This window comes from Pseudonocardia sp. (assembly GCF_035305885.1).
Classification (GTDB): domain Bacteria; phylum Actinomycetota; class Actinomycetes; order Mycobacteriales; family Pseudonocardiaceae; genus Pseudonocardia.
On the sequence record NZ_DATGOP010000084.1, the window covers coordinates 34,565 to 45,857 of the forward strand.

The 11,293-nt window shown below is 73.7% G+C and carries 12 protein-coding genes; 3 read left to right on the top strand and 9 right to left on the bottom strand.

What is annotated here, in order from left to right; genetic code table 11:
- The first annotated feature begins 335 nt into the window (after positions 1-335).
- A complete protein-coding gene (locus VKZ81_RS17905) occupies positions 336-1,574 on the top strand; it encodes a DUF1565 domain-containing protein (protein ID WP_324242728.1) in 1,239 nt (412 codons plus the stop codon).
- Here the strand turns inward: VKZ81_RS17905 and VKZ81_RS17910 are convergent.
- A complete protein-coding gene (locus VKZ81_RS17910) occupies positions 1,555-2,034 on the bottom strand; it encodes a MarR family winged helix-turn-helix transcriptional regulator (RefSeq protein ID WP_324242739.1) in 480 nt (159 codons plus the stop codon). The genes VKZ81_RS17905 and VKZ81_RS17910 overlap by 20 nt on opposite strands.
- A gap of 110 nt (positions 2,035-2,144) precedes the next feature.
- On the opposite strand from VKZ81_RS17910, the gene VKZ81_RS17915 reads away from it, so the two are divergent.
- Positions 2,145-2,555, top strand: a complete 411-nt coding sequence (locus VKZ81_RS17915) for a DUF5313 family protein (protein ID WP_324242729.1) — start codon at positions 2,145-2,147, stop codon at positions 2,553-2,555.
- 4 nt (positions 2,556-2,559) lie between these two features.
- Here VKZ81_RS17915 and VKZ81_RS17920 read toward each other — a convergent pair whose 3' ends face one another.
- From VKZ81_RS17920 to VKZ81_RS17955, 8 genes are all read right to left on the bottom strand, one after another.
- Positions 2,560-2,985, bottom strand: coding sequence for a nuclear transport factor 2 family protein (locus VKZ81_RS17920; RefSeq protein ID WP_324242730.1), 426 nt, complete (start codon positions 2,983-2,985; stop codon positions 2,560-2,562).
- A 13-nt stretch (positions 2,986-2,998) separates the two neighbouring features.
- Positions 2,999-3,838 carry a formate dehydrogenase accessory sulfurtransferase FdhD gene (gene fdhD / locus VKZ81_RS17925; protein WP_324242731.1) on the bottom strand — a complete coding sequence of 280 codons (840 nt, stop codon included), beginning with the start codon at positions 3,836-3,838 and terminating at the stop codon, positions 2,999-3,001.
- Positions 3,826-5,106 (bottom strand): molybdopterin molybdotransferase MoeA, encoded by a 1,281-nt coding sequence (locus VKZ81_RS17930; protein ID WP_324242732.1) that lies wholly within the window; start codon positions 5,104-5,106, stop codon positions 3,826-3,828. Before VKZ81_RS17930 ends, fdhD begins: the two co-directional genes overlap by 13 nt.
- Positions 5,103-5,327: a formate dehydrogenase subunit delta gene (locus VKZ81_RS17935; protein ID WP_324242733.1), complete on the bottom strand. Its 225-nt coding sequence runs from the start codon at positions 5,325-5,327 to the stop codon at positions 5,103-5,105. The genes VKZ81_RS17930 and VKZ81_RS17935 overlap by 4 nt, the downstream gene beginning before the upstream one ends.
- Positions 5,328-8,153, bottom strand: coding sequence for a formate dehydrogenase subunit alpha (gene fdhF / locus VKZ81_RS17940; RefSeq protein WP_324242734.1), 2,826 nt, complete (start codon positions 8,151-8,153; stop codon positions 5,328-5,330). It lies immediately after the preceding gene.
- On the bottom strand, positions 8,150-9,655 hold the full coding sequence (locus VKZ81_RS17945; protein ID WP_324242735.1) for a formate dehydrogenase beta subunit: 1,506 nt from the start codon (positions 9,653-9,655) through the stop codon (positions 8,150-8,152). Before VKZ81_RS17945 ends, fdhF begins: the two co-directional genes overlap by 4 nt.
- Positions 9,652-10,137, bottom strand: coding sequence for a formate dehydrogenase subunit gamma (locus tag VKZ81_RS17950; RefSeq protein WP_324242736.1), 486 nt, complete (start codon positions 10,135-10,137; stop codon positions 9,652-9,654). The genes VKZ81_RS17945 and VKZ81_RS17950 overlap by 4 nt, the downstream gene beginning before the upstream one ends.
- Positions 10,138-10,206: 69 nt before the next feature.
- A complete protein-coding gene (locus tag VKZ81_RS17955) occupies positions 10,207-10,776 on the bottom strand; it encodes a hypothetical protein (protein WP_324242737.1) in 570 nt (189 codons plus the stop codon).
- Between the two features lie 85 nt (positions 10,777-10,861).
- Here VKZ81_RS17955 and VKZ81_RS17960 point away from each other — a divergent pair.
- A partial coding sequence (locus VKZ81_RS17960) for an HrcA family transcriptional regulator (RefSeq protein WP_324242738.1) occupies positions 10,862-11,293 on the top strand: 432 nt, incomplete at its 3' end.

Consider the following 11,293-nt stretch of genomic DNA (forward strand, 5'->3'; position numbering starts at 1 on the left):
CGACACCTGCAGCCCGAGAGGGCGCCCACCAGCACCGCGGCCGGCCCCGCGACCGCGGCGACCCGCATCCCGACCGTCGTCCGCATCGCGCCTTCCCTTCCCTCCTGCGGCACCCGGCGGGACGGCTTCTCGCGCAAGCAGGTCGAGGGGCCGATCCAGCGGGCGGTCACCGCGGCCGGGTGGACGTGGCGGGGCGTGTCCTTCCGGGTGCGAACCGCGGCCGGCTGCGAGATCACCCCATCGGCCCAGCCGCGATCGCGGCTTCACGCCGATAAGAGGGTGGCGCCGCCAGACTGCGTCCACCCCTGACCCACGGACATCGGACACCGGACCACATGAGCCCAACCCTCACGCCGAACAACCGCCGGACGCTCGCGATCGTGGGGATGGCGATCGCCGCGATCGCGATCCTGTCGCTGTTCGTGATCTTCCCGAGCAGGAGCGGTTCGGTCCCGGACCTCCCCCCGGACCCGGAGCCGGGGGCCCAGCAGATCTACGTCAGCCCGACCGGCGACGACACCAACGACGGGTCGGAGGCCGCGCCGCTGCGCACCATCCAGGCCGCGCTCGACGAGGTCGAGGCGGGCGGGGTGATCAACCTCGCGCCGGGGGAGTACCGCGAGACGATCACGACGCAGCGCGACGGCGAGCCCGGCGCGCCGATCACGATCAGGGGCCCGGAGACCGGCAAGGACCCGGCCGGGCGCAACCGGGCGGTGCTCTACGGCACGGGTCGCATCGTCAACATCGACCACAGCTACTACGTCCTCGAGGGCTTCACCATCGACGGGCAGGAGCGGCTGGACGGCGCGCAGCTGCCGACCGACCTCGGCGCGATCGACGCGTTCAAAGACGGCGTGCAGCCGCAGATCGAGGACAGCAAGCTGATCTACATCGGATCGGCCGACACGGCCACCGACGTCACCGGCATCACGATCCGCGACATGTTCCTCACCGAGGCGGGCACCGAGTGCGTGCGGCTGCGCAACAACGCCAACGGCAACACGATCGCCGACTCGGTGATCCAGTACTGCGGCCTGCGCGCCAGGCGCACCGGCGGCGACGACGATGACGACGAGCGCTTCGCCTACCACAACGGGGAGGGCGTCTACATCGGCACGAGCCCGAAGTCGGACAACCAGCCGATGGCCGACAACGACACCAGCTCGAACAACGTGATCACCGGCAACGTCATCCGGACGTTCGGCTCGGAGTGCCTCGACGTCAAGGAGAACGCGCACGACAACGTGTTCGAGAACAACGAGTGCTCGGCCAACACCGAGCCGCGGCGGTTCAACGGCAGCAACGTCGAGCTGCGCGGGCACGGCAACGTCGTGCGGGGCAACACGATCACCGACAGCGCGGGCTGGAACATCAAGATCCAGAGCGACGACGAGGACGACTACGACAACGGCGGGAACGTCGTCGAGAACAACACCCTCGCCGGTGCCGCGGCCGAGGCGGTGCGCATCGGGTCGGACGCCCGGCAGGGGGCGATGTGCGGCAACCGGGTCACGGCGAGCGCGCCCGTCGACGGGCCGTCGCCCGGCGACATCACCGCGCCGTGCCCGTGACCGCGCCCGGCGACTGAGCGGACCCGGCGCCGTCCCCCGGCGCGGTGCGGGTCGCCGCGATCACGGCGTCGAGCTCGGCGCGCAGGCGCTCCAGGTCGGCGAGCGGCAGGCCGAGCCGTTCCACGATCGCGGGCGGGATCCGTTCCGCCTCGGCGCGCAGCGCCCGCCCGCGGTCGGTGAGGCCGACCGCCAGCGTGCGTTCGTTGCCGCGCACCCGGTCGCGCGAGACCAGCCCGGCGGCCTCGAGCCGCTTCAGCAGCGGTGAGAGCGTGCCGGGGTCCAACGAGAGCACGGTGGCGAGCTCGGTGAGCGAGCGGGGCGACCGCTCCCACAGCGCCAGCATCACGAGGTACTGCGGGTGGGTGAGGCCCATCGGCTCGAGCAGCGGCCGGTAGAGCGCGATCACGTTGCGCGCGGCCACCGCGAGCGCGAAGCAGACCTGGCGGTCCAAGCGCAGCAGGTCGGCGTCGGTGCCGTCCTGGGCGCCCGTCTGGGCGGCGCCGTGGGCGCCGTCACGGTGCGGTTCGGCCACCCGACCAGCGTACGATACTTGGGACACCAACAGTTGGGATGATAAACGTGGCTCCTCGCCGTCCCGGCCCGCTGCGCTGGCTCGCGTACGCCTACGGAGCAGGCCTCCCGCCCGAGTACCGCGAGTGGGTGCTGCACGACGTCACCACGCGCACCTGGCAGATCCGGCACTTCTTCCGCGCGGTCGCCCAGCTCACCCCGCTGCTCGTGGTGCTCTACCTCGTGCTGCCGGGCCCGGCGTGGGCGCGGGGGTGCGCCGTGCTCGGCGGCGCGCTGATCGGCCTGTTCTACTCGATGGCCTACATGTACGAGTCGGCCGAACACCGCACCCTCAAGGCCGGCTACCCGCGCGGCACCAGCAAGCGCGTCCGCGAGGAGGCCGACGCGGAGGAACGCGCCGAGCGCGAGGCGCGCTACGCGGCCCGGTGGCGCCGCGACGAGACCACGTGAGGCATCAGGCGGGCGCCACGCGGTTCCAGAGGTCGGTGAACTCCACCGCGTCGAAGAACGCGATCACCTCGACGATCGCCTCCCCGGACAGCCGCAGGTACCAGGTGTAGGTGTTCTCGTACGGCTCGCCGTCGCGGGCGGTGGCACCCGCGTCGAACAGCGCGATCACCCAGTCCCCCTCGGAGAAGAGGGCGCGCACCCGCGGCCGCAGCGGGGTCTGCATGCGGGCGTTGAACGGGGCGACGACGGAGTCGAGGAACGCCCGGCGGCTCTCGTAGGTGCCCGACACGGGCGTGGTGCCGACGATCGTCCAGCTCGCGTCGTCGGCGAGGAGGTCGAACGGGCCACCCGTCCCCGCCGCCCAGGACTCGAACGCCGCCCGGATGCGATCCTTGTTCGCCTGCTCGGCCGCGAGGTCGCGCTCGCCCATGGGCGATCCCCTCTCACGAGGCGTGAGCGGCCTGAACCAGTCGCTCGCCGTGAGCGTAGACGTTCATCCGCCCGTCGCGGACGAAGCCGGCGAGGGTGAGGCCGCACTCGATCGCCAGCTCGACCGCGAGCGACGACGGCGCCGACACCGCCGCCAGCACCGGCACCCCCGCCATGACGGCCTTCTGGGCCAGCTCGAACGACGCGCGGCCCGACACGACGAGCACGCACCCGGCCGCGGGCACCCGGCCCTGCACGAGCGCCCACCCCAGCACCTTGTCGACGGCGTTGTGCCGCCCGACGTCCTCGCGCACCACCAGCGGCTCGCCCGCCGCGGTGAACAGGCCGGCCGCGTGCAGGCCCCCGGTGCTGTCGAAGACCCGCTGCCGCTCGCGCAGCACGTCCGGGAGGGTCGTGAGCACCTCGGGCGCGACCCGCACCGGGTCGTCGGCGGGCGAGTGCCGGGTGCGCAGCCGCACCGCGTCCAGCGACGCCTTGCCGCACACCCCGCACGAGGAGGTGGTGTAGAAGTTGCGCTCCACCCCGGTCTCGGGCGGCGCCACGCCCTCGGCGAGGCGGACGTCGAGCACGTTGTAGGTGTTGCGGCCGTCCTCGTCGCGGGAGCCGCAGTAGCGGGCGTCGCGGACGTCGTCCACGGCGCCGATCACGCCCTCGGTGAGCAGGAAGCCGTGCGCCAGCTCGACGTCGTGGCCGGGGGTCCGCATGGTGACGGCGAGGGCGCGGCCGCCGACGCGCAGCTCGAGGGGCTCCTCGACGGCGAGGGCGTCCGGGCGCCTGCTGGAACCGTCCGCGGTGAGCCGCAGCACCGGGCGGCGGGAGATCAGACGGCCCACGGGCGCGCTCCCGGGTCGAGCGGCAGCAGGCGGGCGGCGATCGCGTCGGCCGGGCCGGGGTCGACCACCGCGAAGGCGTCGGCGGCGGCCGCGCCGCGCAGCATCGCCGAACCCCCGTGCCCGACCGGGACCGCGCCCGACGGGTCGACGGTCACCGGCACGAGCCGGGTGTGCGCGGGGTGGCGGGGCGTCCCGCCGGGGACCGGAACCGCGGTGAGCCCCGGCAGCGGCTCGCCGCGCAGCCCGGCGAGCGCGGGCACCGCGACCGTCAGGAACGCGGCGAGCGCGGCGAGGGGGTTGCCCGGCAGGCCCACGACGAGCCTGCCGTCCAGGATGGCCAGCAGCTGGGGGTGTCCGGGGCGGCAGCGCACCCCGTCGACGACGAGCGCGGCGCCCAGCTCGCGCAGCACGGCCCGCAGGTGGTCGGCCGGCCCCACCGAGGAGGAGCCGGAGACGAGCACGAGGTCGGCGTCCGCGTCCGCGAGCGCGGCGCCCAGGAGCTGCCTGTGGTCGGGGACGGCCACGGGGTCGGCGAGCCGCCCGCCCGCGCGGGTGACGAGCCCGGGCAGCATCGGCCCGATCGCGTCGCGGACCTTCCCCGGCCCCGGACGCCCGCTGCGGACCAGCTCGTCCCCGGTGACGAGTGCGGCGACGCGGGGGTGCGGCCGCACGAGCAGGCGGTCGTACCCGAGCGCGGCGGCGAGCCCCAGCGCCGCCGGGGTCACCCGGGATCCGGCGGGCAGCACCTCCTCGCCCGCGGCGCACTCCTCGGCGGCGGGGCGGATGTGGCGGCCCGGCGGGGCGGCGCCGCGCAGCAGCTCGCCGTCGCGCACGGCGTCCTCGACGGCGAGCACGGCGGTCGCGCCCGCGGGCAGCGGGGCGCCCGTCACGATCGGGCAGGCCTCGCCCGTGGCGAGGGCGGGCCTCGCTTCAGGGGCGGGCCTCGCTTCAGGAAAGCCACATTCATGAACGTGGGCTTCCTGGATGTGGCTTTCCTGAAGTTCACGCACCCGCCACGGCGGCGGCCCGCTCACCGCGTAGCCGTCCATCGCCGAGCGGGGCACCGGCGGGTGGTCGGCCGGCGCGACCAGCGGGGCGGCCAACACGGTGCCGTCGGGGGCGGCGATGCCGACCGTGCCGCCGGGGTCGGCGATGCCGACCGTGCGCGGCGGCAGCGGTGCGGCGGCCGCGTGGGCGACCTCCCGCGCCGCGTCCCACGCGAGCATCCCGGTCCGGGCCGCGGTGGTCCGGACGTCCGCGGTGGTCATCGGACGCTCGCGGACCGCAGCTCTTCGGCCGCCCGCCGCGCGACCGGGTCGAGCCCGGCGCCGCCCGCGGCCAGGTGGGCGACGAGCGCGCTGCGCATCCGCGGCTCCCAGAACGACCGGATGTGCGCGGCGACCTGCCGCGCGGCCTCGTCGAGCGGCTTGTGCGCGAACTGGGCCGCGATGTCGTTGGCCAGCCGCACGTGGGGAGGGGTGGCGTCCATCTACTCACCCGCCGCCGGGACGGGGCGGGCGGTGAGCTCCTCGCGCACCGCCGCCTGCTCGGGGGCCAGCGCCACCTGCACGGCCGTCACCTTGTACTCGGGGCAGTTCGTCGCCCAGTCCGAGTTCTCGGTGGTGACGACGTTCGCGCCGGTGACCGGGTGGTGGAAGGTCGTGTAGCAGACCCCCACCGGCATCCGATCGGACAGGACCGCGCGCAGCGTGGTTCGCCCGACCCGGCTGGAGAGCACCACCATGTCGCCGTCGGAGATGCCGCGCTCCTCGGCGTCGTGCGGGTGCAGCTCCAGCACGTCCTCCGGGTGCCAGGCCACGTTGGCGGTCCGCCGGGTCTGCGCGCCCACGTTGTACTGGGTCAGGATGCGTCCCGTCGTGAGGATCAGCGGGAACCTGCGCGTGCTGCGCTCGCGCGTCGGGACGTAGGTGGTCTCGACGAACCGGCCCTTGCCGCGCACGAACCCGTCCACGTGCATGATCGGCGTGCCCTCGGGCGCCTCGTCGTGGCACGGCCACTGCACGCTGCCGACCCGGTCGAGCAGGTCGAACGAGACGCCGGCGAACGTCGGCGTGGTCAACGCGATCTCGTCCATGATCCGGGCCGCCGAGTCGTAGTGCATCGGGTAGCCCATGGCCTGGGCGATCTCGCAGACGATCTGCCACTCGTGCTTGCCGGTCCTGGGCGCCATCACCGGGCGCACGCGGTTGATGCGCCGCTCGGCGTTGGTGAACGTGCCGTCCTTCTCCAGGAACGACGTGCCGGGCAGCAGCACGTGCGCGAACTTGGCCGTCTCGTTCTCGAACAGGTCCTGCACGACGAGCAGGTCCAGCGCGGCGAGCGCGGCGTGCACGTGCTGGGTGTTCGGGTCGGACTGCGCGATGTCCTCGCCCTGCACGAACAGGCCGCGGAACGACCCGTCGAGCGCCGCGTCGAACATGTTCGGGATGCGCAGGCCGGGCTCGGGGAGGATCGGGGTGCCCCACAGCTCCTCGTAGATGCCGCGGACGTCGTCCTCGGCCACGTGCCGGTAGCCGGGCAGCTCGTGCGGGAACGAGCCCATGTCGCAGGAGCCCTGCACGTTGTTCTGCCCGCGCAGCGGGTTGACCCCGACGCCGTCGCGGCCGATGTTGCCGGTGGCCATCGCGAGGTTGGCCATGCCCATGACCATCGTCGAGCCCTGGCTGTGTTCGGTGACGCCGAGGCCGTAGTAGATGGCCGCGTTGCCCGCGGTCGCGTACAGCCGGGCGGCGGCGCGCAGCTCCTCGGCGGGCACGCCGGTGATGTCCTCGACCGCCTCCGGGCTGTGCTCGGGACGCGAGATGAACTCCTCCCACTCGGCGAAGCCCTCGCAACGCTCGGCCACGAACTCGCGGTCGACGAGCCCCTCGGCCACCACGACGTGCGCCATCGCGTTGACGACGGCGACGTTCGTGCCGGGGCGCAGGGCCAGGTGGTGGGCCGCCTCGACGTGCGGGGAGCGGACGAGGTCGATGCGTCGCGGGTCGACGACGATCAGCTTGGCGCCCTGGCGCAGCCGCCGCTTCATCCGGGAGGCGAACACCGGGTGCGCGTCGGTGGGGTTGGCACCGATCAGCAGGATCACGTCGGCCTTGGCCACGGACTTGAAGTCCTGCGTGCCCGCGGAGGTTCCGAACGTCTGCTTGAGGCCGTAGCCGGTGGGGGAGTGGCAGACGCGGGCGCACGTGTCGACGTTGTTGTTGCCGAACACGGCGCGGACCATCTTCTGGACCGCGTAGACCTCCTCGTTCGTGGTGCGCGACGAGGTGATCGCGCCGATCGAGCCGGTGCCGTGCTCGGCCTGGATCTCGCGCAGCCGCCGCGCGACGAACGAGATGGCCTCCTCCCAGCTCACCTCCCGCCACGGGTCGGTGAACGACTCGCGCACCCGCGGCGTGAGCACCCGGTCGGGATGGGTGGCGTAGCCGAAGGCGAACCGGCCCTTCACGCACGAGTGGCCCTCGTTCGCGCCGCCGTCCTTGTAGGGGACCATGCGGACGAGCTCGTCGCCGCGCAGCTCGGCCTTGAACGAACAGCCGACGCCGCAGTACGCGCAGGTGGTGACCACGCTGCGGGTCGGCATCCCCAGCTCGACCACCGACTTCTCCTGCAGCGTCGCCGTCGGGCACGCCTGCACGCAGGCGCCGCAGGAGACGCAGTCGGACTCGAAGAACGGCACGCCCGCGCCCGCCGCGACCTTCGAGTCGAAGCCGCGGCCCTCGATCGTCAGCGCGAGCGTGCCCTGGATCTCGTCGCAGGCGCGCACGCAGCGGGAGCAGACGATGCACTTCGAGGCGTCGAAGTCGAAGTAGGGGTTGGACGTGTCCTTCGGCGCGTCCATGTGGTTGGCGCCCGCGTCCACGCCGGAGCCGTAGCGCACCTCGCGCAGCCCGGTCACGCCCGCCATGTCCTGCAGCTCGCAGTCGCCGTTCGCCGAGCAGGTGAGGCAGTCGAGCGGGTGGTCGGAGATGTAGAGCTCCATCACGCCGCGGCGCAGCTTGGCGAGCTTGTCGGTCTGGGTGTGCACCACCATCCCGGGCGCGACCGGGGTGGTGCAGGAGGCGGGCGTGCCGCGCGCGCCGTCGATCTGCACGAGGCACAGCCGGCACGAGCCGAACGCCTCCAGCGAGTCGGTGGCGCACAGCTTCGGGATGTCGACGCCCGCGAGCTTGGCCGCCCGCATGACCGACGTGCCCGGCGGGACCGCCACCGGGATCCCGTCGACCGTGAGCTCCACGGTGGCGGCGCCCTCGCGGGCGGGCGTGCCGTGGTCCGGCTCCTTCAGCAGGCTCATCGCTGGAAGTCCTCCCCGAAGTGGCGCACCGCGCTGCGCACGGGCATGGGGGTCAGTCCGCCCATGGCGCAGAGCGACCCGTCGGTCATCAGCTCGCACAGGTCCTCGAGCAGCACGAGGTTCTTCTCCCGGTCCTGGCCGGAGCGGATGCGGTCGATCGTCTCGACGCCCCGCACCGCGCCCACGCGGCACGGCGTGCACTTGCCGCACGACTCCTCGGCGCAGAAGGAGAACGCGAAACGGGCCATCTCGGCCATGTCCACGGTGTCGTCGAAGACGACGACCCCGCCGTGGCCGAGCATCGCGCCCGCCTCGGCGAACGCCTCGTAGTCCAGCGGCAGGTCGAACCGATCCACCGGCAGGTAGGCGCCGAGCGGGCCGCCCACCTGCACCGCGCGCACCGGCCGCCCGGAGGCGGTGCCGCCGCCGAAGTCGTTCACCAGCTCGCCGAGGGTGATCCCGAACCCGGTCTCGACGATGCCGCCGCGCGCGACGTTGCCTGCGAGCTGGAACACGCTCGTGCCGCGCGAGCGCCCGACGCCGAGCGCGGCGTAGGAGGCCGGGCCGTCGGCGATGATCGCGGGCACCGAGGCCAGCGAGAGCACGTTGTTGACGACGGTCGGCCGCCCGAACAGGCCCTCGAGGGCGGGGATGGGTGGCTTGGCCCGCACCTGGCCGCGCTTGCCCTCGAGGCTTTCCAGCATCGAGGTCTCCTCGCCGCAGATGTAGGCGCCGGCCCCGACCCGGACCTGGATGTCGAAGGTGTGGTCGGAGCCGAGGATGCGCTCGCCGAGCCAGCCGCGCTCGCGGGCGATCTCGATCGCCACGGTCAGCGTTTCGACCGCGTCCGGGTACTCCGAGCGCAGGTAGACGTAGCCCTCGCTCGCCCCGACCGCGTGCGCGGCGATCGTCATGCCCTCGATGAGCGTGAACGGGTCGCCCTCGATGAGCATCCGGTCGGCGAACGTGCCCGAGTCGCCCTCGTCGGCGTTGCAGCAGACGAACTTGACGTCGGCATCGGCGGCGAGGACGGTGCGCCACTTGATCCCGGTGGGGAAGCCGGCCCCGCCGCGCCCGCGCAGCCCCGACTCGACGACCGCCTCGACCACGGCCGTCGGGCTGGTCCGGAGCGCGGCGCGCAGCCCGGCGAGCCCGCCGTGGGCCACGTAGTCGTCGGGGGAGAGCGGGTCGACGACCCCGACGCGGGCGAACGTCACCCGCTGCTGCCTGCGCATCCACGGCAGGTCCTCGACCAGACCGAGGTTCTCGCCGCGCCCGTCGAGCATGCCCGCGGCGACCAGCCCGTCGACGTCCTCGGGCGCCACCGGCCCGTACCCGACCCGGCCGGCCGGGGTCTCCACCTCGACCAGCGGCTCCAGCCAGAGCATGCCGCGCGAGCCGGTGCGCACCACGTCCGCGCCCGCGGCGGCGAGCCGCTCGGCGACCGCGTCCGCGCCGACCGACCGGGCGGCGGAGTCCCGGGGCACGTACACCCGTGTCACGGGGTCACCTCCCCGAGCAGCGCGTCGAGGCGGGCCGGGCTCACCCGGCCGTGCAGCGTGCCGTCGACCTGCACGGCGGGCCCGAGGGCGCAGTTGCCCAGGCAGAAGACCTCGTCGAGCGTGACCGCCCCGTCCGCGGTGGTCTCGCCGAACCCGACGCCGAGCCGTCGGCGAGCGTGCTCGCCCAGCGCCCGCGCCCCGACCGCCTGGCAGGCCTCCGCCTGGCAGATCCGCACGGTGGAGCTGCCGGAAGGGGCGCGGCGGAAGTCGCGGTAGAACGTGACGACGCCGTGCACCTCGGCGACGGACAGGTTGAGCACGTCGGCGATCACCGGGAGATCGGCCTGGTCGACGTGGCCGAGCTCCTCCTGCACGGCGTGGAGGATGGGGATGAGGGGGCCGCGGATGCCGCGCCGGGCCGTCGCGATCTCGCGCACCCGCTCCGCTCGCACCGCTGCGAGGTCGGTGACGTCCGTCGTCATACTGTAGACACTCGGGCGTCCACCTGCGGCGGGTCAAAACAATCTTGCTGATCCTTCGATAAACGACGTTTATCGAGCCCGCCGGTAGGCGCGCCCGCGCGGCGAGAGCCGGTAGCCCACCTCCAGGCTCTCGGTCAGCCCCAGCTCCTTGAGCTTGCGCACGTCCCGCTTGAACGACGGCGTGTCGCGGCCCATGCGGGCGGCGAGGTCGGGGGCGCGCACGCCCGGGTTCTGCGCGATCAGCTCCAGCACCGCGGCCGTCCACGGGCCGCGGGGCGAGGCGCGGTCCAGCCGTGCCAGCCGGGCGTCGAGCCCGGCGCGGTCGGCGGCCGACAGCCGCCGCTGCGCGCGCAGCGCGACCCGCGGGTCCGGCCCGGCCAGCCGCAGCCCGACGCGGTAGAGCGTGCCGTCCCCGCGCTGCGCCGCGAGGAGCGCGGCGAGGTCGGCGAACCCGGCCGCCCTCGCGTCCTCCGGCGTGAGCTCGGCCTCGTCGACCGGGTCGACGGAGGTGAACTCGAGCACGCCGACGGGCGTGCGCCGGGTGCCGCCCACGCGCACCCGCGGCCGGTCCCACCGCCGGAAGGCGAGCGTGACGGTGCCTGCGGCGACGGCCTCGAGCACGGGGCGGCGGATCAGCACACGCCACATCGTCCCCACGCTCGCAACCCGCGAGAACACATAGACTGGTGGAAGTTCACCAGGAGCATCACGGGGAGGAGCTGGCGTGAATGCCGACGAGCGTCGCTTCGCCGTGCTGAGGGCGATCGTCGCCGACTACGTCGCCACGCACGAGCCCGTCGGCTCCAAGATGATCGTCGAGCGGCACAACCTGGGCGTCTCGAGCGCCACCGTGCGCAACGACATGGCCGTCCTGGAGGACGAGGGGCTGATCGCGCAGCCGCACACGAGCGCGGGGCGCGTGCCCACCGACAAGGGCTACCGGCTGTTCGTCGACCGACTGGCCCAGGTCAAGCCGCTGTCGGGGGCCGAGCGGCGCGCCGTGCAGGCCTTCCTCGAAGGCGCCGTCGACCTCGACGACGTGCTGCGGCGCAGCGTGCGGCTGCTCGCCCAGCTCACCCGCCAGGTGGCCGTGGTCCAGTACCCCACGCTCACCCGCTCCACCGTGCGCCACTGCGAGATCGTGCTGCTCACGCCG

Excerpts from the sequence above, each read along its gene's own strand:
- VKZ81_RS17915 (WP_324242729.1), top strand. The coding sequence starts at position 2,145 with ATGATAAACGTGGCTCCTCGCCGTCCCGGCCCGCTGCGCTGGCTCGCG.
- VKZ81_RS17935 (WP_324242733.1), bottom strand. The coding sequence starts at position 5,327 with ATGGACGCCACCCCTCCCCACGTGCGGCTGGCCAACGACATCGCGGCC.
- VKZ81_RS17930 (WP_324242732.1), bottom strand. The coding sequence starts at position 5,106 with ATGACCACCGCGGACGTCCGGACCACCGCGGCCCGGACCGGGATGCTC.
- VKZ81_RS17950 (WP_324242736.1), bottom strand. The coding sequence starts at position 10,137 with ATGACGACGGACGTCACCGACCTCGCAGCGGTGCGAGCGGAGCGGGTG.
- VKZ81_RS17905 (WP_324242728.1), top strand. The coding sequence starts at position 336 with ATGAGCCCAACCCTCACGCCGAACAACCGCCGGACGCTCGCGATCGTG.
- VKZ81_RS17920 (WP_324242730.1), bottom strand. The coding sequence starts at position 2,985 with ATGGGCGAGCGCGACCTCGCGGCCGAGCAGGCGAACAAGGATCGCATC.
- fdhF (WP_324242734.1), bottom strand. The coding sequence starts at position 8,153 with ATGAGCCTGCTGAAGGAGCCGGACCACGGCACGCCCGCCCGCGAGGGC.